Annotated in this window: 24 protein-coding genes and 1 pseudogene; 11 read left to right on the top strand and 14 right to left on the bottom strand. The window is 74.5% G+C overall.

The features are described from left to right. Positions 1 to 246 precede the first annotated feature (246 nt). The gene (locus tag CLV92_RS13290; protein ID WP_211291112.1) at positions 247 to 1,407 is read left to right on the top strand and encodes a S8 family peptidase; all 1,161 of its coding nucleotides are present in this window, start codon (positions 247 to 249) and stop codon (positions 1,405 to 1,407) included. 72 nt (positions 1,408 to 1,479) lie between these two features. Here the strand turns inward: CLV92_RS13290 and CLV92_RS13285 are convergent, their stop codons facing one another. From CLV92_RS13285 to CLV92_RS13260, 6 genes are all read right to left on the bottom strand, one after another. Continuing rightward, positions 1,480 to 2,847: an MFS transporter gene (locus CLV92_RS13285; protein ID WP_104433549.1), complete on the bottom strand. Its 1,368-nt coding sequence runs from the start codon at positions 2,845 to 2,847 to the stop codon at positions 1,480 to 1,482. A gap of 65 nt (positions 2,848 to 2,912) precedes the next feature. Continuing rightward, positions 2,913 to 3,395 carry an acyl-CoA thioesterase gene (locus tag CLV92_RS13280; RefSeq protein ID WP_211291111.1) on the bottom strand — a complete coding sequence of 161 codons (483 nt, stop codon included), beginning with the start codon at positions 3,393 to 3,395 and terminating at the stop codon, positions 2,913 to 2,915. Further along, entirely contained in the window at positions 3,392 to 5,773 is a 2,382-nt protein-coding gene (locus CLV92_RS13275; protein ID WP_104433339.1) for a bifunctional salicylyl-CoA 5-hydroxylase/oxidoreductase, read from the bottom strand. Before CLV92_RS13275 ends, CLV92_RS13280 begins: the two co-directional genes overlap by 4 nt. Before the next feature lie 66 nt (positions 5,774 to 5,839). Next, complete coding sequence (locus CLV92_RS13270) at positions 5,840 to 7,492, bottom strand: AMP-binding protein (protein ID WP_104433337.1); 1,653 nt, start codon at positions 7,490 to 7,492, stop codon at positions 5,840 to 5,842. A gap of 50 nt (positions 7,493 to 7,542) precedes the next feature. Beyond that, positions 7,543 to 8,427: an acyl-CoA thioesterase gene (locus CLV92_RS13265; protein WP_104433335.1), complete on the bottom strand. Its 885-nt coding sequence runs from the start codon at positions 8,425 to 8,427 to the stop codon at positions 7,543 to 7,545. A gap of 8 nt (positions 8,428 to 8,435) precedes the next feature. Further along, entirely contained in the window at positions 8,436 to 8,915 is a 480-nt protein-coding gene (locus CLV92_RS13260; protein ID WP_104433333.1) for a cupin domain-containing protein, read from the bottom strand. A gap of 148 nt (positions 8,916 to 9,063) precedes the next feature. Between CLV92_RS13260 and CLV92_RS13255 the strand changes: the two genes are divergently transcribed. Beyond that, entirely contained in the window at positions 9,064 to 9,498 is a 435-nt protein-coding gene (locus CLV92_RS13255; protein ID WP_104433331.1) for a RidA family protein, read from the top strand. Positions 9,499 to 9,502: 4 nt separating this feature from the next. Here CLV92_RS13255 and CLV92_RS13250 read toward each other — a convergent pair whose 3' ends face one another. Beyond that, on the bottom strand, positions 9,503 to 10,378 hold the full coding sequence (locus CLV92_RS13250; protein WP_104433545.1) for a PaaX family transcriptional regulator: 876 nt from the start codon (positions 10,376 to 10,378) through the stop codon (positions 9,503 to 9,505). Positions 10,379 to 10,446: 68 nt separating this feature from the next. On the opposite strand from CLV92_RS13250, the gene CLV92_RS13245 reads away from it, so the two are divergent. From CLV92_RS13245 to CLV92_RS23070, 3 genes and pseudogenes are all read left to right on the top strand, one after another. Further along, on the top strand, positions 10,447 to 11,256 hold the full coding sequence (locus CLV92_RS13245) for an alpha/beta hydrolase family protein (protein WP_104433329.1): 810 nt from the start codon (positions 10,447 to 10,449) through the stop codon (positions 11,254 to 11,256). Between the two features lie 66 nt (positions 11,257 to 11,322). Then, a pseudogene (locus CLV92_RS13240) lies at positions 11,323 to 12,153 on the top strand (fumarylacetoacetate hydrolase family protein); the annotation flags it as partial. Next, a complete protein-coding gene (locus CLV92_RS23070; RefSeq protein WP_425433578.1) occupies positions 12,145 to 12,423 on the top strand; it encodes a glutaredoxin family protein in 279 nt (92 codons plus the stop codon). The pseudogene CLV92_RS13240 and the gene CLV92_RS23070, both read left to right, overlap by 9 nt. Before the next feature lie 3 nt (positions 12,424 to 12,426). On the opposite strand, the gene CLV92_RS13235 is transcribed toward CLV92_RS23070, so the two are convergent. Continuing rightward, a complete protein-coding gene (locus CLV92_RS13235; RefSeq protein WP_104433325.1) occupies positions 12,427 to 13,482 on the bottom strand; it encodes an LLM class flavin-dependent oxidoreductase in 1,056 nt (351 codons plus the stop codon). Between the two features lie 201 nt (positions 13,483 to 13,683). Here CLV92_RS13235 and CLV92_RS13230 point away from each other — a divergent pair, with 201 nt between their 5' ends. Both CLV92_RS13230 and CLV92_RS13225 read left to right on the top strand, forming a co-directional pair. Next, entirely contained in the window at positions 13,684 to 14,070 is a 387-nt protein-coding gene (locus CLV92_RS13230) for a hypothetical protein (RefSeq protein WP_104433323.1), read from the top strand. After that, positions 14,070 to 16,559, top strand: coding sequence for a DUF4132 domain-containing protein (locus CLV92_RS13225; protein ID WP_104433321.1), 2,490 nt, complete (start codon positions 14,070 to 14,072; stop codon positions 16,557 to 16,559). Before CLV92_RS13230 ends, CLV92_RS13225 begins: the two co-directional genes overlap by 1 nt. 21 nt (positions 16,560 to 16,580) lie before the next feature. Here the strand turns inward: CLV92_RS13225 and CLV92_RS13220 are convergent, their stop codons facing one another. From CLV92_RS13220 to CLV92_RS13205, 4 genes are all read right to left on the bottom strand, one after another. Beyond that, the gene (locus tag CLV92_RS13220) at positions 16,581 to 17,507 is read right to left on the bottom strand and encodes a hypothetical protein (protein WP_104433319.1); all 927 of its coding nucleotides are present in this window, start codon (positions 17,505 to 17,507) and stop codon (positions 16,581 to 16,583) included. Beyond that, positions 17,500 to 18,084: a SigE family RNA polymerase sigma factor gene (locus tag CLV92_RS13215; RefSeq protein ID WP_104433317.1), complete on the bottom strand. Its 585-nt coding sequence runs from the start codon at positions 18,082 to 18,084 to the stop codon at positions 17,500 to 17,502. Before CLV92_RS13215 ends, CLV92_RS13220 begins: the two co-directional genes overlap by 8 nt. A gap of 142 nt (positions 18,085 to 18,226) precedes the next feature. Further along, positions 18,227 to 18,892 carry a pentapeptide repeat-containing protein gene (locus CLV92_RS13210; protein WP_104433315.1) on the bottom strand — a complete coding sequence of 222 codons (666 nt, stop codon included), beginning with the start codon at positions 18,890 to 18,892 and terminating at the stop codon, positions 18,227 to 18,229. A gap of 133 nt (positions 18,893 to 19,025) precedes the next feature. After that, on the bottom strand, positions 19,026 to 20,273 hold the full coding sequence (locus CLV92_RS13205) for a saccharopine dehydrogenase family protein (RefSeq protein WP_104433313.1): 1,248 nt from the start codon (positions 20,271 to 20,273) through the stop codon (positions 19,026 to 19,028). Between the two features lie 191 nt (positions 20,274 to 20,464). Between CLV92_RS13205 and CLV92_RS13200 the strand changes: the two genes are divergently transcribed. From CLV92_RS13200 to CLV92_RS13190, 3 genes are all read left to right on the top strand, one after another. Continuing rightward, a complete protein-coding gene (locus CLV92_RS13200) occupies positions 20,465 to 22,015 on the top strand; it encodes an APC family permease (RefSeq protein WP_104433311.1) in 1,551 nt (516 codons plus the stop codon). A 223-nt stretch (positions 22,016 to 22,238) separates the two neighbouring features. Beyond that, entirely contained in the window at positions 22,239 to 23,453 is a 1,215-nt protein-coding gene (locus tag CLV92_RS13195) for an esterase-like activity of phytase family protein (RefSeq protein ID WP_104433309.1), read from the top strand. Positions 23,454 to 23,556: 103 nt separating this feature from the next. After that, positions 23,557 to 24,471, top strand: coding sequence for a DMT family transporter (locus CLV92_RS13190; protein WP_104433307.1), 915 nt, complete (start codon positions 23,557 to 23,559; stop codon positions 24,469 to 24,471). Between the two features lie 19 nt (positions 24,472 to 24,490). Here the strand turns inward: CLV92_RS13190 and CLV92_RS13185 are convergent, their stop codons facing one another. After that, entirely contained in the window at positions 24,491 to 24,703 is a 213-nt protein-coding gene (locus tag CLV92_RS13185; RefSeq protein ID WP_146099528.1) for a hypothetical protein, read from the bottom strand. A 240-nt stretch (positions 24,704 to 24,943) separates the two neighbouring features. Then, the gene (locus CLV92_RS13180) at positions 24,944 to 25,684 is read right to left on the bottom strand and encodes a hypothetical protein (protein WP_146099527.1); all 741 of its coding nucleotides are present in this window, start codon (positions 25,682 to 25,684) and stop codon (positions 24,944 to 24,946) included. A gap of 61 nt (positions 25,685 to 25,745) precedes the next feature. Between CLV92_RS13180 and CLV92_RS13175 the strand changes: the two genes are divergently transcribed. Further along, positions 25,746 to 26,705, top strand: coding sequence for a Cof-type HAD-IIB family hydrolase (locus tag CLV92_RS13175; RefSeq protein WP_211291110.1), 960 nt, complete (start codon positions 25,746 to 25,748; stop codon positions 26,703 to 26,705). The last annotated feature ends 133 nt before the right edge of the window (positions 26,706 to 26,838 follow it).

Raw genomic sequence — 26,838 nt, 5'->3', positions numbered from 1 at the left:
GGACCGGTCGAAGTGACTGCGTCGTGATCAATGGCCTGGCAAAATTGCTCGGTTCGGCCGGTTGACGTCGCTCTGTGACGCTGGTTACGTTCCGTGTGCGGCGCCGGTCGCCGCAGATCCCCCCACCTAGAACGCCCCACCCCTCCGCGTGCTGCCCCCGGCACTCGGCACGGATCCCCCACCACGGTGGGGCGCTATCACTCCCGGATGCAACGTTGCATCCGGTGCTGTCCAGAAAGGGCACACGTGAACCGCACCGCTCTGCTCGCCCCGCTCGCCGCCGTGGCTCTCGGCCTCACCTGCGCCGCCTCCCCCGCCGCGGCCGCTCCTGGGTCCGAGGTCCGCGTCACCTCCGCCGGCGCCAACGCCGTCAAGGGCTCGTACATCGTCACCCTGGAGGACGGAGCCGACGCCAGGGGCCTGGCCCGCGCGCTGCAGGTCTCCCCGCGCTACGTCTACACCAGCGCCCTGAACGGCTTCGCCGCGACGCTGACCGACGGCCAGGTCCGGGCCCTGCAGCGCAACGCCGCCGTGGCCGCGATCGAGGAGGACCAGGTCGCGACCGTCGACGCGACGCAGCCCATCACGACCTCCGGGCTCTACGGCCTGGACCGCATCGACCAGCGCAACCTGCCGCTGTCGGGCGGCTACACGTACAACACGGGTGCGGGCAACGTCTACGCCTACGTCATCGACACCGGCATCGCCACCTCCCACAGCCAGTTCGGCGGCCGGGCGAGCAACGTCTACGACGCCCTCGGCGGCAACGGGCAGGACTGCCAGGGTCACGGGACCCACGTCGCCGGCACCATCGGCGCGTCCACGTACGGCGTGGCGAAGAACGTGCGGCTGCGGGGCCTGCGCGTCCTCGGCTGCGACGGCAGCGGCAGCACCTCCGGCATCATCTCCGCCGTGGACTGGCTGCGCCGCAATCACACCAGGCCGGCCGTGGCGAACATGTCGCTCGGCGGTGGCTACTCCTCCGCCCTCAACACCGCCGTGACGAACCTCGCCAACGCCGGGGTCGCGACCGCCGTGGCGGCGGGCAACGAGAACGCCAACGCCTGCAACGTGTCCCCGGCCTCGGCGTCGAACGTCGTGACGGTCGCAGCCTCGGACCGCAACGACACCCGCGCGTCGTTCTCCAACTACGGCTCCTGCGTCGAGACCTACGCCCCGGGCGTCAACATCACCTCGACCTGGCTCAACGGCGGCTCCAACACCATCAGCGGCACCTCGATGGCGAGCCCGCACGTCGCCGGTGTGATGGCGCTGTACAAGAGCGCCAACCCCTCCGCGTCCTCCTCGGCCGTCAACAACTGGATCGTCAGCGGCGCCACGACGAGCGTCGTGCGGAGCAACCCCTCCGGCACGCCCAACCGGCTGCTGTTCAAGTCCACCCTCTGACAGCCACCGACGACGAGGGGCCCGGTGCGGTTCGACCGCACCGGGCCCCTCGCGCGTGCGGGGACCGCGCCGTCAGCGGGCGCCGGCCGCGCTGACGGCGTGCTCGTCGTGCCCGGCGGTCGCGGCACGCTGCGACGGCGGAACCCGCGGGATGAGCGCCACCGCGGTCGCGGCGGCCACGGCGACGGCCGCGAACACGATGAAGTTCCACTGGAAGGGCAGCTGCATCGACCCGATCCAGCCGCCGATCAGGGGGCCGGAGATCGCGCCGATCCGGGCGAACGACAGCGCCCAGCCGGTGGCGGTGCCCCGGGCGTAGGAGGGGTAGTAGTCGGCCACCCACGCGGTGAGCACCAGGGAGGTCGAGATGGAGCCGATGCCGGCCAGCGCGACGAACACGTAGTTCACGACGAGGTGGTTCGGGAACATCAGCAGCAGGATGCCCACCCCGCCCAGCAGGTAGAAGAGGACGAGGACGGGCTTCCTGCCGCGGGCATCGGCGGCGCGGCCCAGCAGGATGCCGCCGATCGCGGAGGCGAGGCTGAAGACCACGAGGAACGTCAGGGACGACCCGAGGTCGTAGCCGGCCTTCTTCATGATCGACGGCAGCCACGTGTTGAGGCCGTAGACGAGGACCATGCCGCAGAACAGCGACACCCAGAAGAACACGGTCGGGCGCAGGAAGCCGCGGGTGAACATCACCGCCAGGGCGTCCTTCCAGCCCACGGCCCGGTCGGTGCCGGCGGCGGGGGCGGGCGTCCAGTCGCCCTCCACGAACGGCGCGATGCGGAGCTTCGCCGCCAGCCGCGCGGCCTCCTCCCGCCGCCCCTTGCCCATGAGGAACTCCAGGGACTCCGGCACCATCACCGCCAGCAACGGGATCAGCACGACGGGCAGGCAGCCGACCCCCACCACCCAGCGCCACCCCAGGGTGGGCAGGAGGGCGATCGCCACGACGGCGGCGACGAGGATGCCGAGGGAGTAGGCGGAGAACATCAGCCCGTAGTTGAAGGAGCGGCGCCTGGGCGCGGAGTACTCGATGGTCAGCGCCGCCGCCACGGGGATGATCCCGCCCATGCCGAGCCCGCCCAGCAGGCGGAAGAGGCCGAACACCTCCGGCGTCGGTGCCAGCGCCGCGCCGAGCTGGGTGGTGGTGAAGAGGAACATCGAGGCGAGCAGCATCTTCTTGCGGCCGAGCCGGTCGGAGAGCGTCCCGATGGTCATGGCCCCGATGAGCATGCCGACGAGGGCGTAGGCGCCGAGGCCCCCGAGCTGCAGCGGGGTGAGGGACCACTCGCGGTGCTCCGCCAGCGCGGGGAGCACCGCGCCGAGCACGCCGACGTCGTAACCCTCGGCGAGGATCGCCAGCCAGCAGGCGAGGAGCACCTTGTTCGTGGTCCGTTGCGGAACGGGCCACTGCGGAGAGGTCGGGGTCGTCATGGTCACCTTGTCCTTCTCTCGGTCGAGGGTCCCCGGTGGGCGGGGGTCGGCGTGGGGTGGCGGTCTCAGGGGGCGGGCGGCGTCCCGCCGGCGGCGAGCAGGGTCCGCCGCAGGTGCTCAGGCCAGGGGGCGGCGACCGTGGCGCCCGGCGGGACGCAGGCGGTGACGAGCAGGCCGTCGGCGGCCGGTCGGGGCGGCGCGCCGCCGGGCTCCTCGTCCCGCACCCCGCCCCACACCCGGAACGAGAAGGACATGGACCGCTCGCCCAGCCGTTCGAGGCGCAGCTCCGTGGTGATCTCCTGGCCGAAGTGGAGCGGGGCCCGGAAGTTGACCTCCAGCCGGACCCGCGGCGCCTGGGCCACGTGCTCGAGGAGGCCGAGGTCGCGGAACATCCGCGCCTCGCACTCCTCCACCCAGCGGATGACGGCGGTGTTGTGGTGGTGCCCGGAGGCGTCGGTGTCGACCCACTCGACCCGGGTGGTGCACGTCGCCGAGGCGATCGCCCCGGTGCCCGCCCGGCTGCCCATGGGTTCCGCTGCGGCGCTCACCCGACCGGCTGTCCCTGCCGCGGGGTCCAGCGCACGTGGGTCGGCTGCGTACCCGCCAGGGGGTCCCGCAGCAGGGACAGGCGCGGGCGCACCGCGTCGGTGCGCGAGGACGGCGGCTTGCGCCTGCCCGCCCGGAACTGCACCGGCCACTGGGCGCCCGGCCCCGCGTACTCCTGCTCCGCCGCCGCGTGCAGGGTCCACTGCGGGTCGTAGAGGTGGGTGCGGCCCAGCGCGCACAGGTCCGCGCGGCCCGCGAGCAGGATGGAGTTGACGTCGTCGTAGGAGGAGATGGCGCCCACCGCGATGACGGACGCGCCCGCGGGCCGGGCCACCGACTGCCGGATCGCGTCCGCGAAGGGGGTCTGGTAGCTGCGGCCGAAGGCCGGCTGCTCGTCCTTGGCGACCTGCCCGCTGGAGACGTCGATGCCGTCCGCGCCGTGCTCCACGAACGCCCGCGCGATCTCGACGGCGTCGTCGAGCGTGTTGCCGTCGGGCATCCAGTCCACGGCGGACAGGCGGACCAGCAGGGGCCTGCCGGCGGGCCACGCCGCGCGGACGGCGTCGAACACCTCCAGCGGGTACCGCAGCCGGTTCTCCAGCGAACCCCCGTACTCGTCGGTGCGGTGGTTGGCCAGCGGTGACAGGAAGGAGGAGAGCAGGTAGCCGTGGGCGGCGTGCACCTCCAGCAGGTCGAACCCGGCCTCGCCGGCGCGGCGGGCGGCGTCGACGAACTGCCCGCGCACCAGGTCCAGCTGCACGCGGTCCATCTCCCGGGGGGTGGCGCTGCCGCTGCCGTAGGGGACGGCCGAGGGGCCGACGACCTCCCAGCCGCCCTCGGGCAGGGGCTCGTCGATGCCCTCCCACATGAGCCGGGTGGAGCCCTTGCGCCCGGAGTGGCCGAGCTGCGCGCCGATCGCCGCACCGGAGCGCTCGTGGACGAAGTCCACCACCCGCTTCCACGCGTCGCGCTGCCCGTCGGTCCACAGTCCGGTGCAGCCGGGGGTGATGCGCCCCGTCTCGGACACGCACACCATCTCGGTCATCACGAGACCGGCCCCGCCGAGCGCCTTGCCGCCCAGGTGGACGAGGTGGAAGTCGCCGGGGACGCCGTCGACGGCGGAGTACACGTCCATCGGGGAGACGACGACGCGGTTGCGCAGCTCCAGGTTCCCGATCCGGTGCGGCTGGAACATGGCGGGCGCGACGTGGTCGAGGCCCTGCTCGCGGGCGAACGCGCGGTCGACCTGCGCGGCGAACTCCGGGTCGCGCAGCTTGAGGTTCTCGTAGGTGATGCGTCGGGACCGGGTCAGCAGGTTGAAGCAGAACTGCACCGGGTCCTGGTCGACGTAGCGGCCGAGGGTCTCGAACCACTCCAGGGAGGCCTGCGCGGCCCGCTGGGTGGACTCCACCACGGGGCGCCGTTCGCCCTCGTAGGCCGCGAGGGCGTCGTCGAGGCCGGGATGCTCGTGCAGGCACGCGGCGAGGGCGAGGGCGTCCTCCATGGCGAGCTTGGTCCCCGAGCCGATGGAGAAGTGCGCCGTGTGGGCCGCGTCGCCGAGGAGGACGACGTTGCCGTGGCGCCAGTTCTCGTTGCGCACCGTCGTGAAGTTGATCCACTTGGAGTTGTTCGTGAGGACGCGGTGCCCCTGCAGCTCCTCGGCGAAGATCTCCCGCAGGTGCGCCACCGACTCCTCGTCGCTGACGCCGGGCGGGAACTGCCGGGACTCCGAGGCGTCGAAGCCGGCGCGGCGCCACACGTCCTCGTGCATCTCCACGATGAAGGTGGAGCCCTCTGCGGAGTAGGGGTAGCCGTGGATCTGCATGACCCCCCACTCCGTCTCCTTGATGAAGAACTCGAAGGCCTCGAACACCAGGTCGGTGCCGAGCCACATGTACTTGCAGCGGCGGGGGTCGAGGGTGGGCCGGAACTCGTCGGCGAACCGGTTGCGGACCTGCGAGTTCAGCCCGTCGGCGGCGAGCACGAGGTCGTGCTCCGCGCTGAGCCGGTCGACGTCGGGTGCGGGGGTGCGGAAGCGCAGGTCCACCCCGAGCTGCTCGCAGCGCCGCTGCAGGATCCGCAGGAGGTCGCGCCGGCTCATCGCGGCGAACCCCTGCCCGCCCACGGTGGTCGTGGTGCCCCTGACGTGGATGTCGATGTCGGTCCAGCGCGCGAAGCACCCGGCCATCGCGTCGGCGATGACGATGTCGGCGTTCTCGATGCCGCCGAGGGTCTCGTCGCTGAACACCACCCCGAACCCGAAGGTGTCGTCGGGGGCGTTGCGCTCCCAGACGACGACCTCGTGGCCCGGGTCGAGCTGCTTCATGAGGGCGGCGAAGTACAGCCCGCCCGGGCCTCCGCCCACGATCGCGATCTTCACGTCTCGCTTCTCCCGTCGGCGCTGGGACGTCGCGGGGTCGGCGACGTCGCTGGTGGGGCTCGCTGGTCAGGGCGCTGCGGTGCCGGCGGGCTGGCGGAGCTCCTGCTCCACCTGCCGCCGCAACCGGAAGTGCTGCAGCTTCCCGCTGGGGTTGCGGGGCAGTTCGGGAACGAACCTCAGGTCGCGGGGGTACTTGTAGGGGGCGATCGTGGACTTCACGAAGTCCTGGATCTCCCGCCGTTTCGCGTCGTCGCCGTCGGCGCCCTGTCGCAGCACGACGAAGGCGCAGACGACGCTGCCGCGCTCGGGGTCCGGCCGCCCCACGACCGCGCACTCGAGCACGTCGGGGTGCCGGCACAGGGCGTTCTCCACCTCGGGCCCGCCGATGTTGTACCCGGAGGAGACGATCATCCCGTCCGTGCGGGCCTGGTAGTGGAACCAGCCGTCCTCGTCGCGCACGAACGCGTCGCCGGTGACGTTCCAGCCGTCGACGACGTAGCCGCGCTGCCGGTCGTCGTCGAGGTAGCGGCAGCCGGTCGGGCCGATCACTGCGAGGCGGCCCATCCGCCCGGGGCCGAGCTCCCGGCCCTGCTCGTCGAGGACGGTCGCCCGGTACCCGGGGACCGGCCTGCCGGTGGCCTCGGGGCGGATGTCGCCGCCGGCGGCGGAGATGAAGACGTGCAGCATCTCGGTGGCGCCGATGCCGTTGACGAGTTCCAGCCCGGTGCGCTCGCGCACCGCCCGCCACAGGTCCGCCGAGAGGTGCTCGCCCGCCGACACCCCGACGCGCAGCGACCGCAGCAGGTCCGCCCGGTCCTCCTTGAGGATCGCCCGGTAGGCGGTGGGGGCCGTGAACAGCACGGTGGCCCCGTGGTCGTGGCTGAGCTGCGCCAGTTCCACCGGCGTGGTGCGCTCGGTGAGCAGGGCCGCGGCGCCGAAGCGCAGCGGGAAGACGAGCAGGCCCCCGAGCCCGAACGTGAAGGCGAGGGGCGGCGACCCGGCGAACACGTCGTCGGGGCGGGGTGCGAGGACGTGGCGGGCGAAGGTGTCGGCGATCGCGAGGACGTCCCGGTGGAAGTGCATGGTGATCTTGGGTGCGCCGGTGGTCCCGGAGGTCGGCCCGAGCAGGGCGACGTCGTCGGCCGCGGTCGCGACGGCCTCGAACCCGCCGGGTTTCGCGGCGCACCGCTGCACCAGGTCGCCGGGTCCGGCCGAGCCCACGGGGACGAGCACCGGCTGGTTCCCGGCGCCGTCGGGCAGCCCGTCGAGGTGGCGGTGGTCGCAGAGCAGGACGCCGGGGCGGGTGCGCTCGACGAGCTGCGCGACCTCGTCGCCGCGCAGGACGGGCATGGTGGTGACGGCGACCGCGCCCGCCTTGAGGACGCCGAGCCAGCAGGCGGCCAGCCACGGGTTGTTCGGCGAGCGCAGCATCACGCGGTTGCCGGGGACGACGCCGAGGTCCTCCACCAGCACCCGCGCGACCTGGTCGGAGCGGTGCTGCAGCTCGCCGTAGGTCCACGTCCCGCCGTCCGGGGTGAGGAGGGCCGGGCGGTCGGGCCCGAAGGCGGCGATGCTGCCGTCGAGCAGGGCGGCGGCGGCGTTCAGCCGGTCCGGGTACTGCAGTTCCGGCAGGGTGAACTCCAGGGTCGGCCACTGCCCGGCCGGCGGCAGGTGGTCGCGGGTGAACGTGTCGTGGTGCGCGGACGGGGACAGCTGCATGACGTCTCCTTCGTCGTCGGTGCACGTCGCGGTGTCCGGCGGGTGGCGGCTCAGGCGCCGGGGCGGATCATCCCCTCCTGGGCCACGGTGGCCAGCAGCCGCCCGCGGGAGTCGAAGAACTGCCCGCGGGCGAGGCCGCGGTTGCGCTGCAGGGAGCACGCCTCCTGGGCGTAGAGGACCCACTCGTCGGCGCGGCCCTCCCGGTGGAACCACATGGAGTGGTCGAGGCTGGCGGTGACGAGCCCGGGGTCGCCCCAGGCCCGGCCCCGCGAGCGCAGCAGGGGTTCGAGGATGGTGTAGTCGCAGACGTAGGCCAGGGCGGCCCGGTGCAGGTCGGGGTCGTCGGGCAGGCGGTCGAAGGCGCGCACCCACACCGCCTGGTGGGGGGTGCGGGACCCGGTGGCCTCCAGGTAGAGCGGGCCCTCGACGTGGCGCATGTCGAAGGACCTGCCCCCGGACCAGTACGCGGCGGCGGGCCCGTCGACGCCGGCGAGCACGTCGGCCGCGGAGGGCAGGTCCTCGGGGCGGGGGACGCCGGGCATGGCGGGTGCCTCGTCGTCGCCGTCCTCGGGGACGGAGAAGGAGGCGGTGGCGTCGAAGACCGGCTTGCCGTTCTGGAAGGCGCGGGCGTGCCGGGTGGAGTACCCGCGCCCGTCGCGCAGCCGCTCGACCTCGTAGCGGACGCCCGCGCCGACGTCGACGGGGCGGAGGAAGTAGCTGTGCATCGAGTGCAGCACGCGGTCGGTGCCGACGGAGCGCATGAGGGCCGCGGCGGCCTGGGCGACCATGTCGCCGCCGAACGCCTTGGGCCACGGGACGTACTGGGTGCGGGCGGTCCAGGCCTCGTCGTAGACCTCGGCCTCGGCCGGTTCGAGCTGGAGGGCGGCGAGGAACGTGGCGGCGGTGGGGGCGGTGGGGGGTGCGACGGGGTTCACGGGTGGCCTCACGCCCGCCGGAAGCCGGGCAGGGACTCGTCCGGGACGTCGTCGAGGTTGACGACGATGTTCTCCGGGGTGCGGGTGGTGAGCCACACCAGGTCCTCGGTGGTGGACATGTTCGCCTCGACGTGCGGCATGAACGGCGGCACGAACACCCAGTCGCCGGTGGTCATGTCCAGGAACTCCCGGAAGCCCTCGCCGAAGTAGATGCGGCCGTGCCCGCGCAGGACGTAGCCGCCGGTCTCCGCCTCGCCGTGGTGGTGGGGGAGGGAGCGGTAGCCGGGCTTGTTGGAGACCTGCCCGAACCAGATCCGCGTGGCGGGGGTGTGCTGGATGCTCACGCCGGACACGCGCACGCAGTCGCCGGACTGGCTGGTGCCGGTGTCCTCGTGGCCGGCGCGGGTGACGACCGGGACCACGCGGCCGTCGGGCCCGGCGTACACCGAGCCGTCGCCTTCGGCGCGGTGCTCGCTGACGGCGCTCATCGGGTGCCTCCCGTCGTTGGGTATGTCGCCTTTCTGACGACCGTCACGTAGTGTGGACGGTACACGCAGTGGCCGGAGACGTGCCAGAGGTTCTCCTCCTCGTCTCGCCGGCAGGGGCCGTGGAACCCACGAGAACGGAGTCGTCACCGTGCAGAGCCCGATCCCCGGCAACGTGATCGTCAACCCCGACTCGCTGCCCGCCCCGTCCGGCTACTCCCACGCCGTCCGGGCGGGGAACACCGTCTACCTCGGCGGCCAGACCGCCCTGGACCGGGACATGCGCATCGTCGAGGGCGGCATCGTCGAGCAGTTCCGCCAGGCGTTCCGCAACGTGCTGACCTCCCTGGAGGAGGCCGGCGGGAAGCCGGCGGACCTGGTGAGCGTCACCATCTACCTCACCGACGTCGACGACTACATCGCCCACGGCAAGGAGATCGGCCGGTTGTGGCGGGAGATGGCCGGGCGCCGCTACCCCGCGATGGCCGGGATCGGCGTCACCCGGCTGTGGCAGCCGGAGGCGATGATCGAGATCCAGGGCATCGCCGTGATCCAGGACGAGGCGGCGCCCCGGGACGACTCCTGAACCCTCAGCCCCCCGTCACGGCGGCGACGTGAGCGGCGGCGGGCTGCCGCAGCAACCCGTCGAGCTCCGCGAACAGCCGCTCCGCCACCAGCCCCCGCCACTGCGGCGGGAGCAGTTCCAGCGGCAGCCCCGGATCCAGGTACGGCAGGCGGCGCCACTCCGTCACGAGCGGCACGTAGTCCGCGAAGGCCTGCCGGGGCAGTTCGGGATCCGCCGCCCCACCCGCGCGTGCCTCCGTCCACCGCGCCGAGACGGGGGAGCAGTGCTCGGCGAACTGGGCGTAGAGCTGTTCCAGGGCCGGCAGGTCCCACCACTCCCGCACCGCGGCGGCGGTCTGCTGCGTCCCGATGTGCTCACCGAGGAAGTAGTCGACGTACGGGGAGAGTTCGTGGCGGCCCATGTAGGAGTCCACCGCCTCGCGCAGGTGCTCGGGTCCGATCCAGACCCCGGGCGCCACCGAGCCGAACCCCATCCGGATCAGCCCGCTGCGGATCCGGTGCCTGACGTGGCGCTGCGTCTCCGGAACCGTGAACACCGCCAGCAGCCAGCGGTCCGACAGCCCGGCCCGCCGCTGGTGGAAGATCCGCTCGTCCCCCTCGCGGAACGTCTCCTCCAGCTCCGGTGCGATCGCGTACCCGTTCAGGCCGCCCACCTTCACGCTGTGCAGCACCCCGCGCTTCTTCAGCCGGGAGACCGAGGAGCGCGTGGCCGGGGCGTCCACCCCCAGGTCGGTCATCAGCCGGACGAGGGCCGCCACCGGCAGCGCGCCGCCGTGCGCCCTGCCGTACAGGCCGAACAGCGTGATGATGAGCTGCTGGGGGTTCGACGGGCCCGCCCCCGCGGTGCCGGGTTCCTCGCCCGCGGGGTCGTCCGTCACCATGCCGACCACTCTAGGGGCGCCGATCCGCGCCTCCCCGCACCGCGGGACGACGGCGAGAGGAGCACGACATGACCACGTCGGCCACGGGCCCCGCCACCGCGCAGCGCATCCCCTACGGCCCCCACCCCGACCAGTGGGGCGAGCTGCACCTGCCCGGGGCGCCCGGCCCGGCGCCGCTCGCCGCGGTCGTCGTCGTCCACGGCGGCTACTGGCGGGACAGGTACACAGCCGAGCTCGGCACGCCGGTGGCGGAGGACCTCGCCCGGCACGGCCTCGCGGCGTGGAACCTGGAGTACCGCCGCGCGGGCAGCGGCGGAGCCCCCGGTGCCGGGGGCTGGCCGGCGACGTTCGCCGACGTCGCCGCCGGCATCGACCACCTCGCCGAACTCGCCGCGGCCCACTCGCTGGACCTCTCCCGGGTGGCCCTCCTCGGTCACTCCGCCGGCGGGCACCTGGCGGTCTGGGCCGCGGGCCGCCACCGGCTGCCTCCCGGGGCGCCGGGGGCCGCGCCGCGGGTGCGCCCGGTCGGCGTGGTCAGCCAGGCGGGGGTGCTGGACCTCGCCGCCGCCCACCGCCTCGCCCTCAGCGACCGGGCCGTGGAGAACCTCCTGGGCGGTGCGCCCGGCGAGCTGCCCGGGCCCTACGCCCTCGCCGACCCGATGCGCGCACTGCCGATCTCGACGCCCGTGCACGCCGTGCACAGCAGGAGCGACGGCGCCGTCCCGTTCGCCCTGTCGGCGGACTACGTCGAGGCCGCCCGCCGCGCCGGGGACCCCGCCGAGCTCCACGAGACCGGCGGCGACCACTTCGCCGTCATCACCCCCGGCGCGCAGGCGCACGGCCTCTGCCGCGACCTGCTCCTGCGCCTGCTGCGCTGACCCCCGCCCGGAACCCACCGCCCGGAACGCACCGCCCGGAACCCGTCCACCGCCACAGGAGGCGCCATGAAGCTCGCCACGCTCCGCACCGGCAGGGGAGCCACCGCAGCCGCGGTGCTGCACGAGGACGGCACCGCCACCCTCCTCCCCGCGCGGGACGTGGGGGAACTGCTCGCCGACCCCGGCTGGCGCGCCGTCGCCGAGGACGCCCTGCGCACCGGGACGACGGCCGACGGCGAGCACGACTTCGCCCCCCTGCTGCCGCGCGCCGGCAAGGTGGTCTGCTGCGGGCTGAACTACGCCGACCACATCCTGGAGATGGGCCGGGAACTGCCCGCACACCCCACCCTCTTCGCCAAGTTCGCCGACACCCTCACCGGCGCGCACGACACCATCACCGTGCGCGGCAGCGCGCGCGTCGACTGGGAGGCGGAGCTGGGCGTCGTCGTCGGCTCCGTCCTGCGGCACGCGGACGAGGAACAGGCCGAGGCGGCCATCGCCGGTTACACCGTGGCCAACGACGTCTCGATGCGCGACTGGCAGAACCGGACCCTGCAGTGGTTGCAGGGCAAGGCGTTCGACGCCACCACTCCCGTCGGCCCGGTGCTGGTGACCACCGAGGAGTTCCCCGCCGGGCACGGTCTCCGGGTGCGCTGCCGCGTCAACGGCGAGGTCGTGCAGGACGGCGACACGAGCACCCTCGTCTTCCCCCCGGCGCGCCTGCTCTCCTACGTCTCGCAGATCACCACCCTGCGACCGGGTGACCTCGTCCTGACCGGCACCCCCGGCGGCGTGGGCATGGGCATGCAGCCCCCGAGGTTCCTCGCCGACGGCGACGTCCTGGAGACGGAGGTGGAGGGCATCGGGGTGCTCCGCAACCGCGTCGAGATCCGGTCCGACCTGCCGGACCCGCGCGCCGGGCTCGTCGTCTACGGGACGGGCTGGTGCCCGGACGTGCGCCGCAGCCGTGCCCTGCTCGACGGGGCGGGCGTGCCCTACCGCTACGTCGACGTGGAGGTCGACGCCGCGGCCGAGCGGCTCGTCCGGGGGCTGCAGGCCGGGCAGCGCCGGGTGCCGACCCTGGTGTGGGCCGACGGCGGTGTCCTCGTCGAACCCGGCGACGAGGAGCTGCGCGCGCAGCTCGACGCGCGGGCCGGGACCTCCTGAGCCTCAGCCCGCCGGGGCGGGTGCGCGCCGGGCCAGTTCCGCCCGCACCGCCGGCGCCACCTCGGTGCCGAGCAGCTCGATCGCCTGCAGCACGTCGCGGTGCGCCATCGTGCCGACGCTGACGTGCAGCAGGAACCGGTCGAGCCCGAGGTTGTCGTGGAGCAGCAGCAGCTTCTCCGTCACCTCCGCGGGGCTGCCCGCGAAGAGGGCGCCGCGGGGGCTGCGGGCGGCGTCGTAGCTGGTCCGGTCGTAGGTGCCCCAGCCGCGCTCCCGGCCGATGGTGTTCATCGCCATCGCGGTGGACGGGTAGTGGATGTCCACCGCCTCCTGCGTGGTGGGCGCGAGGAAGCCGTGGGAGTGCACGGCCACGGGCAGGGCGGCGGGGTCGTGGCCGGCCTCGGCCGCGGCGCTGCGGTACAGCTCCACCAGCGGCGCGAACTGCTCGGGCATCCCGCCGATGATGGCGACGGCCAGGGGCAGGCCGAGGGTGCCCGCCCGCACCACCGAGCCGGGGCTGCCGCCCACCCCGATCCACACCGGCAGCGGGTCCTGCACCGGGCGCGGGTACACGCCGAGACCGGAGATGGGCGGGCGGTGCTTCCCGCTCCACGTCACCGTCTCCGACGCCCGGATCGCGAGGAGCAGGTCGAGCTTCTCCGCGAACAGCTCGTCGTAGTCGTCGAGGCTGTAGCCGAAGAGGGGGAAGGACTCGATGAACGAGCCGCGCCCGGCGATGATCTCGGCGCGCCCGCCGGAGATCCCGTCGAGGGTGGCGAAGTCCTGGAAGACCCGCACGGGGTCGTCGGAGCTGAGGACCGTGACGGCGCTGGAGAGGCGGATCCGCTCGGTGCGGGCGGCGCCGGCGGCGAGGACCACGGCGGGGGCGGAGGCGGCGTAGTCGCGGCGGTGGTGCTCGCCGAGGGCGTAGACGTCGAGGCCGGCCTGCTCCGCGACGACGATCTCCTCCACGACCTCGCGCAGCCGCTGCGGGTGCTCCATCATCGCGCCGGTGGCGGGGTCGCGGGTGGTCTCCGCGAACGAGCTGATGCCGATCTCCACGACTGCCTCCTCCACGAGCCGGGACCACCCCGCCTCGTTGAGCTTTCAACGATACGGGGTGGGGTCCTGTTCCGCCCACGAGGCCGGGCCGCCGCCGGGGCCCGGGCGGCGGAGAGGGTGCTGCTGCGTCGGGTGGGTGCTGCTGCGCCCGGCGGGTGAGGCGGCCCGCGGATGTCGGGGGCCGTCCCTACCGTTGCGGACATGGCAGTGGTCAGCTTCGTCGACGAGACGACGTCCGGGCAGCGCAGCGACGCGTGGGGGCTGGAGGTGTTCGAGGAGACCCTCTCCGTGCGGGAGCTGATCCGTCGGCGCATCTTCCAGGAGGTCGCCGAGCACCACGCCCGCCGGCCCGAGCGCTTCACCGGCCTCGTGCAGCCCACCGCCACCGAGCGCGCCGTCAACGGTGAGCGCGCCCCCCGCCGGATCGACCCGGAGGCGCAGTTCGCCCGCGCGGTGGAGGCGTTCTCCCGCAACGGCTTCCTCGTCCTCGTCGACGACCGCCAGGTGACGGACCTCGACGCGCAGGTGGACCTGCGCTCCGGCACCGAGGTCGTCTTCCTCAAGCTCGTGCCGCTGGTGGGCGGCTGATGGACCTGTGGCTCGCCCGCGACGTCGTGCGCCGCTACGAGAGGGGTGGCCTCCGCAGCGCCGTGCGCCCGCAGGACGTGGCCCGGCTCGCGGAGCACCTCGCCCACCCGCACGGCCGGAACGGCGAGGAGTACCGCCCATGGGATCCCGACGTGCAGGCGCGCCGCCTCGGCGCGCTCGCCGAGCCCGTCCGCGACGCCCTCGCCGCCGAGCTGCTGGCGCGCGAGGACGTCCGGGTGGACCAGCTGGGATGGCTGCTGGAGCACCTGGCCGGCGACGTCCCGGGGCAGGTCGTCACCGCGGCCGTGCCGGGGCTGCTCGCCCGGGCGGGGAGGGCCTGGCACCTCGCGTGCGGCGACGAGCTGACCGCCCTGCTGCGGCTGGCCGCGCGCACCGGGACGCCCGTGCCGGCCGCGGTGGGCGCCACGGCCCGCCGCACCGTGGAGGAGTCGTGGAGCGCCCCCGCCTTGACCGGAGCGCTCACCGAGCTGGACTTCCCGCTCCTGAACTGCGGTGAGCCGTGGGCCGACCGTGCCCTGGCGGAGCTGCCCGGACTCGGCCCCGGCTGGCAGGAGCTGGTGGCGCACGTGCTGAGGGCGACGTCGGCCCGGCCGAGCGCGACGTGGGACCGGCGGGGTGCGGCGCTCGTGGCCGCGGTGGGCGAGGAGGCGTTCCGCCGGCACGTGTGCGGGTGGCTGGAGCTGGTCGGCCGGCCCCGCACCCTCGAGATCGACCCGGCGTGGGGTGACCTGAGCCTCGCGGTGGACCCCCACAACGTCACCGCCGTGCGGGGGCTGCTGTGGTTGCTCTCCCTGCTGCCGGCGGACGCCGCGACGGCCCGCACCGTCGCGCGGGTGGTCGACGTGGCGCTGCGCCGGGTTCCCGGCGTCGGGGTCCGCAGCGCCAAGCTGGCCAATGCCGGTGTCCTGGCGCTGTCCCGCATGGACGGCGAGGCCGCCCTCGCCCAGCTGGCGCGGCTGTCCACCCGCGTGACCTACCGCCAGACCGCCAAGCAGGTCGACGCCGCCCTCGAGCAGCGGGCGAGCGCCCTGGGGCTGAGCCGCAGCGAGGTCGAGGAGCTCGGGGTGCCCACCTACGACCTCACCGAGGTCGGGGCGCGCCGCGAGCGGCTCGGGGACGTGGACGTCGAGCTCCTCGTGCGCGGCTCGTCGGCCGTGCTCACCTGGCGCACCACCGCCGGCAAGGCGGTGAAGTCGGTGCCCGCCGCCGTGCGCCGCGACCACCCCGAGCAGCTGGCGGAGCTGAAGGCCGCCGCCAAGGACATCTCGGCGATGCTCGCCGCGCAGGCGGAGCGGCTGGACCGGATGTTCCTCGAGCAGCGGGTGTGGCCCCACCCGACCTGGCGGGAGCGCTACCTCGACCACCCCCTCGTCGGCACGCTGGCCCGCCGCCTCGTCTGGGTCGTCGACGGCGTGCCCTGCGCGTGGGCCGACGGGGCGCTGCGCGACGTCGACGACGCGCAGGTGCACCCGGCGGCCGGAGCACAGGTGACCTTGTGGCACCCCGTCGGCCGCGACGTCGCCGAGGTCCTCGCCTGGCGGGAGTGGTTGGCCCGCCACGGGGTCGTGCAGCCCTTCAAGCAGGCGCACCGGGAGGTGTACCTGCTCACCGACGCCGAGCGCGCCACGGGCACGTACTCCAACAGGTTCGCGGCACACGTGCTGCGCCAGCACCAGTTCCAGGCGCTGACCGGCGCGCGCGGCTGGGCCAGCCGGCTGCGGCTGATGGTCGAGGACAGCTACCCGCCCGCCACGCGCGAGCTGGCCCGGTGGGGGCTGCGCGCGGAGTTCTGGGTCGAGGGCGCCGGGGGTGACGCGCAGGAGGACGTGACGGAGGTCGGTGCGTACCTGCGGCTGGTCACCGACCAGGTGCGCTTCTACCCCGTGAACGCCCCGCGCAACGTCCACGACGGTCTCGGCGGCGGCTACGAGCAGTGGATCGGGGTGGAGGAGGACCCCGTCGAGCCGCTGCCGCTGGCGGAGGTTCCCGCCCTCGTGCTCAGCGAGGTGCTGCGCGACGTGGACCTCTTCGTCGGGGTCGCCAGCGTGGGCAACGACCCGACCTGGCAGGACGGCGGCCCGCAGGGCCGCTACCGGGAGTACTGGCACTCCTTCGGCTTCGGGGAGCTGTCGGCCACGGCCGCCACGCGGCGGGAGCTGCTGGCGCGCCTCGTGCCGCGCCTGGCGATCGCCGAGCGCTGCACCGTGCAGGAGCGGTTCCTCCACGTCCGCGGGGACCTGCGCACGTACAAGATCCACCTCGGCTCGGGCAACATCCTCATGAGCCCGAACGACGAGTACCTGTGCATCGTCCCGAAGCAGGCGCCCGGCGCGGGCGGGGACGGGATGTTCCTGCCGTTCGAGGGGGACCGCACCCTCGGCGTGATCCTGTCCAAGGCGGTGCTGCTCGCGAACGACACCGCGATCACCGACCGCAGCATCACGTCGCAGATCCGGCGCGGCCGCTGACCCGGCGCGGCGGCGACGCGCTCAGGCGGGGTCGGTCCGCACGTAGCGCAGAGACTCCAGGAGCGCTTCGAGGTGCTCCTGGCCGAGGTGCGACCACACGTTGTAGAGGCACCCGGGGTGCTCGCTCACCTGGAGGTAGGCGAGGGTGCTGGTCGTCTCCGGATCGCCTCCCTCGGGTCCGTACCCGGCGCGGCTGCCGTCGCTCCACTCCTGCTGGAACGGCCACTGCGGCAGGCTCTCCGCCACTTCCGCTTCGGTGAAGGGCACGCCCGCCACGCCGTAGGTGCTGCGCCCGGCGGTGGGGCTCTCGCTGCTGTCGCCGAACCTGCCCGGGGTGCCGGGCACGTCCCAGGTCACGGCCCACTCGCCGGAGAAGTCCGGTCGGCGCGGCTCCCCCGGCGGGGCGCCCGCCGTTCCCGCGGGCAGCAGCAGGGGACACGTCGCCTGCGACTCGGCGGGAGCCTCGGCCCACGCCTCCAGTGCGAGCGCGGGCACCTCGGACGCGGCCAGCGGGGCGGCGGACCACGGGGCGGGCAGCGGCGCAGGGGTCGGCGGGACAGGGGTCGGCGCAGCAGGGGTCGGCGGCGCGCTCGCCGTGGCCGAGCCCGGCGTGGTGGTCGCCGGAGGCGTGGTCGTCGGTGTCGTGGCCGCCGGCGCGGGGGTGGCGGGCGTGCCGGTGGGGGTGCCCGCCGGGGTGGTGCGGACCGTGGGGTCGGACAGCGCCTGCACGCTGAGCGGGACGGCGACGGCGAGGGCGACGACCGCTGCGGCCAGGCCCGCGCGGCGGTGGCGCTGCTGACGGCGCAGGCGGGACCGGGTGCCCGCGGTCAGGCCCTGCTCGTCGACCCTGCAGGCGTGGGCGTCCTCGTGGAGCGCGGCGCGCAGCAGGGTCGCCACGTCCTCGTTCCCGGGGTGGTGGCCGCGCGGGGTGGGGGGACGCTCAGGCACGGGGATCCTCCTCGGCGATGAGTCGGCGCAGGGTCGCCAGGCCGCGGTGGGCGTTGCTGCGCACGGTTCCGGTGGAGCAGCCCAGCAGGTCCGCGATCTCCTCGTCCGGCATGTCCTCGTAGAGGCGCAGCACCAGCGCGATGCGCTGCCGGTCGGGCAGGCGCCGCAGCAGTGCCAGGCAGCGCTGCCGCTCGGCGTGCCCGGAGGAGGAGTCGTCGAGGTGCACCTCGGGCAGCTCGGCGGGATCGCTGAGCCACTCCCGCCGCCAGGCCCGCCGCCGCAGCGAGGTGACGGCGTTGACGACCATCCGGTTCAGGTAGGCCGAGGGGTCGTCCACCGACTGGATGCGCGACCACTTGCGCACGCAGGTCGCCAGCACGTCCTGGACGACGTCCTCCGCCTGGTGCGGATCGCGCAGCAGCGCCCTGGCCAGGCGCACCAGCTGCGGGCCCTTCCACGCCACCAGCGACTCCAGGTCCCACACCCCGGGCACCGCGGTCCGGCCGGACGGGCGCCGCGGCGCGGGGTCCGGCCCGCCGTCGGCACCGGTGGCGGCGAGGCGGTCGCGGGCCCTCATCCGTCCTCCCTCCGCCGCGGCAGCGCGGGGAGTGCGCCGCCGGCGCTGCTTTCTGGGGAGGAGCTCACACGAGGTCAACGCCGGCGAGCACGGCTCCGTTGCATCGACCGGGGCACTTCTTCCCCTGCCCGCTCGGCTCCCGCTACTCCTCCACGCGCAGGCCGAGGCCGGCGGCGAGCAGCGGCGCCAGCAGCGTGAGCTGCCCCTCGTCGACGGTCGCCCCGCGCAGGTCCAGGACCCCCGCGACGGAGGCGATCTGCGCGCCGCGCAGGTCCACGTGGCTCAGCTCGGCGTGCTGGACGTCCAGGTGGCCGATGCGGCAGCCCGCGAAGGCCGCCCGGGTGACTCTCGCGCCGGCGAGGTCGAGCTCCTCGATCGTGCAGTCCGCGAAGGCGACGTCCACGAGGTCCGCGCCGCGCAGGTTCGCGTAGTCGAGGCGGCAGTTCCGCACCTGCACGCTGCGCCAGGTCGCGTCGTACAGCTCGCAGGAACCGAACCGGCAGTCCTCGACGACGACGTCGCGCCAGTCCGACCGCGCCGCCCGCAGCACGGGGATGCCGGTCCGGGCGAGCCGGCTCTCGCGCAGGCGGAGGGCCGTGAGGTCGGCCTCCGCGGCCGAGACGCCCGCGAACTCGCACGAGAACAGCGTCGCGCCGGCGAGATCCAGCCCGCCGGTCTCGAGGTCCGCGAAGGACAGGCCCTCCAGGTCAGCCCCGCCCCGCAGGTCGTCGGGGGAGCCGTCGTCCAGTCCGGACAACCGGATCGGGTCGACGTTCGGCGCCTGGACGGACGGACGCGCCTTCGCCATGGATGCCTCCGGTGCTGGACGGAACGACGGCCCAGCATGGCGCAACCGGATGCGGTGATCCGCGCCGGATCGACGGATGCGACACCGCACCGTCGCATCCGTCGATCCCCCGCGGATCACCGCTCCGATCCGGTCACCCCCGCGGCGTGCGCTCCTCGCACCCCCACGGCGAAGCGTGCGCGGTGGAGAGCAGGTCCAGGAACGGCACCGCGTCGAACGCCTCGGGTCCCAGCACGCCCGTGCCGCTCCAGGTGCCCGAGGCCAGAAGTTCCAGCGCCACCACCGGGTTCACGGCCGTCTGCCACACCACGCACTGCGCCTCGTGCTCCGCCATCGACCAGGCGTTGTCCACGACGTGGTGCAGGTACACCTCCCGCGGGGAGCCGTCCTTCCCGCGCCCCGTCACCCACAGCCCCGCGCACGTCGAGCCCGTCATCCGCGGTCCCAGCGTCGCCGGGTCCGGCAGGCACGCCGCCACCACGTCGCGCGGCGCGACCTCCACGCCCCCGACCCGCACCGGCTCGGTGGAGTCCAGGCCGAGGGCGTGCAGGGTCTTGAGCACCCCGATGAACTCCGCACCCAGCCCGTACTTGAACGTCACCCGCCGCGCGTCCACCCAGCGCGGCATGAGGAGCACCTCCTCGTGTTCGACGTTCACGCACTCCACCGGCCCGATGCCGCCGGGGAAGTCGAAGACCTCCGGCTCGCTGAAGGGCGGCGTGGTGAACCAGCCGCGGTCGCGCTCGTGGACGACCGGGGGGTTGAGGCACTCCTCGATGGTCGTCCAGATGGAGAAGGACGGCGCGAACACCTCCCGGCCGGACTCGTCGCGCACCACCAGGTTCGCCCCGTCGCGGACGCCGAGCTCGTCGATCTCCGAGAAGAGGTGGTCGGCGGCGTAGCGGGCGAAGACGTCGGACAGGCCGGGCTCCACGCCCATGCCCACCAGCGCCAGGCGCCCGGCGTCCTCCCACCGCCGCGCCATCGCGAACTGCTCGTCGCCCAGCTTCACCCCGGTGCGGGAGCACGGCTCCTCCGGGTGCGGCCGCGACAGCGACATCGCCATGTCGAGGTAGTCCGCGCCCGCCTCCAGCGCACCGGTGAAGACCGGCATGACGAAGCGCGGGTCGACCGCGTTCATGACGTGCGTGCTGCCGTGCTCGCGGGCCAGGGCCGTCACGGCCGCCGCGTCCGAGGCGTCCACCCGTGCCGCGCGGAACCGCTCGTCGCCGGGGTGGCGCCGGCGCACCGCCGCCACGGTCCGCTCGGCCCGGGCGGGGTCGTAGTCGGCGACGACCACCTCGTCGAAGAAGTCGCGGCGGGCCGCGGTCTTGGCGAAGGCGTCACCGACGCCACCGGCGCCCACGAGGAGGATGCGCATGCGGCGACCGTACTGCGCCAACGCCCCTCATGCCTCCGTTTTCGGCGCCGAAACCTTCAGAAAGCGTCGTCGATCCGCCCCGGGAGTGCGAGTTCCGCGCCCAACCTTGCCCTGCACCGCCACGATGCGTAGCTTGCGCGAACGGCGGCGGGAACGCCGGTGGGAGCGGATCCAGAAGGACGGGGCAGACCATGGCGGAAGTACCGACGGCCGGTGCCTACACGAAGCACGCGGCGGACCCTCCGAGGGTGGGCAAGGGGCTCACGCCCGGGGCCCTGACCCTGTGGGGCAACACCGTGATCGGCCTGGGGGCCACCGCCCCCGCCTACAGCCTCGCGGCCACCCTCGGCTACGTGGTGTTCGCCGTGGGCGACCGTGCCCCGGCGATGTTCCTGCTCGCCTTCCTGCCCATGCTGCTCGTGGCCATCGCGTACCGGGAGCTGAACCGGGCCGCTCCCGACTGCGGCACCACCTTCACCTGGGCCACCAAGGCGTTCGGTCCCTGGGTGGGGTGGATGGGCGGCTGGGGCGTCGCCGTCTCCGCGATCATCGTGCTGGCCAACGTCGCCGAGATCGCCGGCATCTACAGCCTCCGCTTCGTCGGCCTCGACGCCCTCGCGGAGAACGACGCCGTGAAGATCGGCCTGGGCATCGCCTTCATCGTGGCGATGACCTGGATCGCCTACCGCGGCATCGTCATCTCCGAGCGGCTGCAGAACGTCTTCGTCCTGCTCCAGTTCGCCGTCCTCGGGTTCGTGGCGATCGGCGCGCTCTACCTCGTCTACACCGGCGCGGCGGGGGAGCAGGCCGTGCGCCCCAGCCTGCAGTGGTTCTCCCCGTTCGGGCTGAGCGGCTCCGCCATCGCCGAGGCCGTCATCCTCTGCGTCTTCATCTACTGGGGCTGGGACGCCTGCCTGGCCGTCACCGAGGAGACGAAGGACTCCGACTCCACCCCCGGCAAGGCCGCGGTGCTGGCCACGGTGATCCTGCTCGCCACCTACCTGCTCGTCGCCATCGCGGTGCAGGCGTACTCCGGTTTCGGGGAGACCGGCATCGGACTGCGCAACGAGGAGAACGCCGACGACGTGCTCACCGTTCTCGGCGGGCCCGTGGGTGGTGGCGTCGTCGCGTCCCTGCTGCTGCTGACGGTGGCGGTCTCCGCCGCGGCCTCCACCCAGACGACGATCCTGCCGACGGCCCGCGGCGCCCTGGCGATGGCCGTCTACGGCGCCCTGCCGGAGCGCTTCGGGCGCATCCACCCGCGCTTCCACACGCCCTCCTTCGCCACGGCCGTCATGGGGGCGGCCGCGGTGTTCTTCTACCTGGTGCTGTCGTTCGTCAGCACCGACGCCCTCGCCGACTCCATCGCCTCCCTCGGCCTCGCGGTGGCCTTCTACTACGGCATCACGGCGTTCGCCTGCGTCTGGTTCTTCCGCCGCACCCTGACCCGCTCGGTGCGGCACTTCCTCCTGCGCGGGCTGATCCCGCTGCTGGGGGGCCTGGCGATGCTGTGGGCCTTCACCCAGAGCGCCGTCGACATGGTCGGCACCGACTACGGCTCGACGAACTTCGGACCGATCGGCGGGGTCTTCGTCATGGGCGTCGGCATGCTCGTCCTCGGCATCCCGCTGATGCTGGCCTGCGCGGTGCGGCTGCGCGCCTTCTTCCGCGGCGAGACCCTGCGGGAGGACACCCCCGTCCTCGTGCCGGAGACGGGGCAGCCCCCGGTCGGCGGGCTCTGACCCCACGGCCCGGCTGCTCAGTCCCACGTCCCCGGCGGCCCGGGGGGGCGGTGCCCGGTGCACCGACCCCCGGGCCGCGGTGCGTCCGGGCAGGGGCGGCGGCGGGGGTGCCGGAGTTCACCCCCGCGTCAGGCGCCGGACGCTCCGCGGCACCCCGGTGGCCGGGCGGCCCTGTGCACCATGCCTCGCCGCGACCGAGCGACCCCACCTCCAGGAGCCACCCATGCGCAGGACCGCCGCCACCGCCGCCGCGACGCTCCTCCTCGCACTCGTCCCCGCCGCCTCCGCCGAGGCCGACCGGAGCGCGCGGGGCGACGAGCCGACCCTGCTGGGCAGGGCGATCCTCCCCGCGGACGCCTACCAGCCCGGCCCGCCCTCGGGGGCGCTCGTGAACCCCGCCAACGGGGTCGTGCCCCCGTTCCCCGGCCAGCCGATCCCCGGCTTCTCCGCGGTGCTCGACGCCGGGGGCGGGACGTTCTGGGGCATGACGGACAACGGCTTCGGCACCCGCGGCAACTCCGGTGACTTCCTGCTGCGGCTCTACCGCATCGACCCCGACTTCCGCACCGCGCGGAGGGGCTCGGGCACCGTCGACGTCGAGGGCTTCCTGCAGTTGCGCGACCCCGACGGGCACGTCCCGTTCCCGCTGCACCGGCCCGACCGCCTCCTCACCGGCGCCGACTTCGACCTGGAGTCCGTGCGCCGCGCCCCCGACGGGACGTTCTGGTTCGGCGAGGAGTTCGGCCCCTTCCTCCTGCACACCGACGCCACCGGCAGGGTCCTCGACGCCCCCGTCCCCCTGCCCGGCGTGCAGTCCCCCCAGAACCCCTTCCTCGGCGACGCCGCCCCGACCCTGCCCGCCAGCCGCGGCTTCGAGGGGATGGCGCTGAGCAGGGACGGGCAGCGGCTGTACCCGGTGCTGGAGGGTGCGCTCGTCGGTGACCCCGACCCGCGCCGCCGCATCGTCCACGAGTTCGACCTGCGCGAGCGCCGCTACACCGGCCGCACCTGGACCTACCAGGTCGACGAGGCGTTCCCCGGCGCTGTCCTCGGCGACTTCACGGCCCTGCCCGACGGGCGCTTCCTCGTCATCGAGCGCGACGACGCCCAGGGCGCCGAGGCCCGGCAGAAGAAGGTGTACGCGATCGACCTGCGGCGCACCGACCGCGACGGCGTCCTCGTCAAGGACCTCGTGCTGGACCTGCTCGACATCCGGGACCCCGCGGGCGTCTCCCTGCCCGCCCGCCCCGGCGAGTACGGCGTGGGGGAGGTCTTCTCCTTCCCGCTGCAGTCCGTGGAGAGCATCGAGTTCCTCGGCGGCAACCGCGTGCTCGTCGCGAACGACAACAACTACCCCGGCAGCGACGGCCGCTGGGTGGGTCGCGACCGCCCCGACGACACCGAGCTCATCGTCGTCCGGGTCCCCGGGCTGCGCTGAGCGGGCGGGTGGGGTGCAGCGACCCCGCCCCGTCCGCCGGGCCGGGCCAAGCGAGGTCCGATGGCCGCAGGCGCACGTCGGTGGCTGCGCCTACCGTCGGGGCATGACGACCCCCGCCCCCGCCGACCTGCGCGCCCGGACCAAGCAGGCCGAGCGGCCCGGGCCCGCCGTGCTGGCCGCCGTCGTGGTGACGGTCCTCGCCTGGGCGTCGGCGTTCCTGGCCATCCGTGCGGTCCGCCACGACTTCGACCCCGGTGCCCTGGCCCTGGGGCGGCTCGTCGTCGGCGCCCTCGCCCTCGGCGTCGTCGTGCTGGCCCGCCGCAGGTGGGTGCGGCCCACCCGCCGGGAGTGGGGGCTGGTCACCGTCTGCGGCCTCGGCTGGTTCGCCCTCTACAACGTCGCCCTCAACGCCGCCGAGCAGCGCCTCGACGCCGGGACCACCGCGATGCTCGTCAGCGTGGGGCCCATCCTCATCGCCCTGCTCGCGGGCGCCTTCCTCGGGGAGGGTTTCCCGCGCCGCCTGCTCACCGGCGCCGCCGTCGCGTTCGCGGGGGCGCTCGTCATCGGCGCCGCCACCAGCCGGTCCGCGGACGCCGACCTCGTCGGGGCCCTGCTGTGCCTGGTGGCGGCGGTGAGCTGGGCGGTGGGGGTGCTGGCCCAGAAGCCCGCCCTGCGGCGGCTCCCCGCCCTCCAGGTGACCTTCCTGTCCTGCGTCGTCGGCGCGCTCGCCTGCCTGCCCTTCGCGGGCCGGTTGCACGCGGACCTGCTCACCGCGCCTCCCGCCGCCACCGCCGGCCTCCTGTACCTCGGCCTGGTGCCCACCGCCGTCGCGTTCGGGACGTGGGCCTACGCGCTGTCGCGCACCGACGCGGGCCGGCTCGGGATCGCCACCTACGTCGTGCCGCCGCTGACGGTGCTCGCGGCCTGGCCGCTGCTGGGGGAGGTGCCGCCGCCGCTGGCGCTCGCCGGTGGGGTGCTGGCCCTGGCCGGGGTGGCCCTGACCCGTCGCGCGCGCTGAGGGGCGACCCCGCGGAGGATCAGGCGTGCGGCGTGCGGTGGCGGCCGATCGTGAACCGGACGACGACCGCCGTGCCGAGCAGCAGGTGCAGCGCCACGAGGAGGGCCGCGTTCCCGGCGTCGTGGACGTCCACGACCGCCAGGCCGCCGAGGCCCGAGAGGACCAGCAGGACGCCGAGGGCGAGGCCGAGGCCGCCGGTGCGGGACGCCACGGTCTTGACCGCTCTGCTCATGGTCTCCTCCGATCTGCGGGGCCGCGCCGCGCGGCCGCCCACTCTCCGGTTGCGCCGGATCTTGGAGGACGGTAGCGCGTCCGGGAGCCCGTGGTCCGGCGTTCACTGAAACGGTTCGTGGGTCGTCACCCCACCGGAGCACCTCGGCGCAGCCGAGCGGTCACTCTGGGGAGTTCCTCCGGCCGCAGAGCCGGTGGGAGCGCTCGCTCAGGAGAAGTTGCGGCCGGCCGCCTGCATCCGTCACTCCGCGCCGTCGGGAGAGCCGTCGGGAGAGCCGCCGCCGGAAGCGTCGAGGCGCGCCCCCCGGCCCCGGCGGGAGCCGGCATACGCCGCCCGCCGCACCGCAGCCATCCACGGCCCGGGCGCCAGGCCCGGCACCGCGTGCAGCACCGGGTCGAAGGCCACGTCGGGCAGCGCCGGGCCCCGGCCCACCTCCAGGTGCGCGAACGGCCGCCACGGCCCGGCGGGGGAGGCCACGGCCAGCACGAACCCCGCCGCCCGGGACGCGGGGATCGCCGCCAGCGCCAGCGGCCCCGCGGGGCCGCGGTGCGACACGACGCTCGTGTACGCCGAGCGCATCGGGTCCCGCCGCAGCGCGAGGACGTGCCGGCGCAGCGGCGAGAGCCCGGTCGTGGACAGCAGCAGGTCGTAGGGGGCGCCGTCCTCCCCGTGCACCCGCAGCGCCAGGCCCAGCAGGTCCGGCAGCACCTCGGGCAGCCCCGCCCCCCGGGACAGCCGCACCACCGCCTCGTCCCAGCCCGGCTCGTCGAGCCACGGGACCCCGACGCCCTCCGACAGCCCCGCCCGGTGCAGGACGCCGCGCACGGTCCGGCCGGAGGGGTGCGCCGCCTTGCGCCCGGACCGCAGCCGGGACACCCCGGCCATCACCGCGTCCACGGCGGCCAGCGCCGGCACGGCGGGTGCGGGGAGGTGCCCGGAGGTGCGCGCAGAGGTGCGTCCAGGGGCCTGCTCGACGGTCATGCCCGCCCCGTACCCGGGGGCGAGCGCCCGACACCCGCACGGCGTCGGGGAGGATCGGGGGGTGAGCCCCGTCCCGCCCCTCGGCCTCCTCCTCGACGTCGACGGCCCGGTGGCCAGCCCCGCGACGCGCTCCGTCAGCCGGCCGGGCATCCTCGCCGCCCTCGTCGAGCTCGCCGGCGCCGGCGTGCCCCTGGTCTTCAACACCGGCCGCTCCGACACGTTCCTGCGCGAGCAGGTGGTCGCCCCCCTCCTCGCCGCCGGCCTGCCGGGGACGGCGCGGGTGCACGCCGTCTGCGAGAAGGGGGCGGTGCGCTTCTCCGTGCGGCAGGGGCGCGCCACGGAGGTGGTGGCCGACTCCTCCCTCGCCGTGCCGCGCGAGGTGCACGAGCTCGTGGGCGGGATCGTCGCCGCCCGCTACGCGGACACGATGTTCGTCGACACCACCAAGCGGGCGATGGTCTCCGTCGAGCAGCGCGTGGACGTCCCCGCCAGCCGTTACGCCGCCGCGCAGGGCCCCTTCGAGGAGGAGGTGCTCGCCGCGTGCGCCGCCGCCGGCCTCGGTGTCGGCCTGCGGGGGCGGGAGGTGCCCGACGCGCAGGGCCGGGTCCCCTACCGGATCGACCCCACCGTCATCGCCGTGGACGTGGAGTCGGTGCTCCTGGGCAAGGACCGCGGCGCCGAGCGGGCGCTGGAGCTGCTGGCCGCCGACGGTGAGCTGCCGGCCCGCTGGCGGACCGTGGGCGACTCCCGCACCGACTACGCGATGGCCGACCTCCTGCACTCGCGGGGGCTCTCCGTCGCGCACGTGGACGTGCGCCCCGGCGAGGGGGTCCCGTCGCGGGACTACCCGGTCCTCGTGCCGGAGGGCGCCGTGGAGGACGAGGCGGGGGAGGCCTACCTCGTCCGGGTCGCGGCGCTGCTCCGCGGGGAGCGGGCGGAGGAGGCGGGCGGCGGGTTCGCCTGGTGGGGTTCCGGCGCGTCGCGGGGCGTGGCGGAATCGTGGGCGCCTCCGCGCGCTTAGCCTGTTCGCCCGCACCATCGCGATCCGAGGAGGACCCGTGCCGGAGACCACCGCCCCTGAGCCCGCCGTCGAGGAGGAGGACGACTTCCTCTCCGGTGTGAGCGCCTGCGCCATCGACGCCGGCCCGGAGTGC

The organism is Kineococcus xinjiangensis (genome assembly GCF_002934625.1).
In the GTDB taxonomy this organism is placed as follows: Bacteria; Actinomycetota; Actinomycetes; order Actinomycetales; family Kineococcaceae; genus Kineococcus_A; species Kineococcus_A xinjiangensis.
Note: the sequence above shows the minus strand (reverse complement) of the source record. Positions and strands in the feature narration are given on the sequence as shown.

Bases quoted from the DNA above. Each gene is read 5' to 3' on its own strand.
- CLV92_RS13285 (WP_104433549.1), bottom strand. From the start codon at position 2,847: ATGACGACCCCGACCTCTCCGCAGTGGCCCGTTCCGCAACGGACCACG.
- CLV92_RS13270 (WP_104433337.1), bottom strand. From the start codon at position 7,492: ATGCAGCTGTCCCCGTCCGCGCACCACGACACGTTCACCCGCGACCAC.
- CLV92_RS13260 (WP_104433333.1), bottom strand. From the start codon at position 8,915: ATGAGCGCCGTCAGCGAGCACCGCGCCGAAGGCGACGGCTCGGTGTAC.
- CLV92_RS13250 (WP_104433545.1), bottom strand. From the start codon at position 10,378: ATGGTGACGGACGACCCCGCGGGCGAGGAACCCGGCACCGCGGGGGCG.
- CLV92_RS13245 (WP_104433329.1), top strand. From the start codon at position 10,447: ATGACCACGTCGGCCACGGGCCCCGCCACCGCGCAGCGCATCCCCTAC.
- CLV92_RS13230 (WP_104433323.1), top strand. From the start codon at position 13,684: ATGGCAGTGGTCAGCTTCGTCGACGAGACGACGTCCGGGCAGCGCAGC.
- CLV92_RS13225 (WP_104433321.1), top strand. From the start codon at position 14,070: ATGGACCTGTGGCTCGCCCGCGACGTCGTGCGCCGCTACGAGAGGGGT.
- CLV92_RS13215 (WP_104433317.1), bottom strand. From the start codon at position 18,084: ATGAGGGCCCGCGACCGCCTCGCCGCCACCGGTGCCGACGGCGGGCCG.
- CLV92_RS13210 (WP_104433315.1), bottom strand. From the start codon at position 18,892: ATGGCGAAGGCGCGTCCGTCCGTCCAGGCGCCGAACGTCGACCCGATC.
- CLV92_RS13205 (WP_104433313.1), bottom strand. From the start codon at position 20,273: ATGCGCATCCTCCTCGTGGGCGCCGGTGGCGTCGGTGACGCCTTCGCC.
- CLV92_RS13200 (WP_104433311.1), top strand. From the start codon at position 20,465: ATGGCGGAAGTACCGACGGCCGGTGCCTACACGAAGCACGCGGCGGAC.
- CLV92_RS13195 (WP_104433309.1), top strand. From the start codon at position 22,239: ATGCGCAGGACCGCCGCCACCGCCGCCGCGACGCTCCTCCTCGCACTC.
- CLV92_RS13190 (WP_104433307.1), top strand. From the start codon at position 23,557: ATGACGACCCCCGCCCCCGCCGACCTGCGCGCCCGGACCAAGCAGGCC.
- CLV92_RS13185 (WP_146099528.1), bottom strand. From the start codon at position 24,703: ATGAGCAGAGCGGTCAAGACCGTGGCGTCCCGCACCGGCGGCCTCGGC.
- CLV92_RS13180 (WP_146099527.1), bottom strand. From the start codon at position 25,684: ATGACCGTCGAGCAGGCCCCTGGACGCACCTCTGCGCGCACCTCCGGG.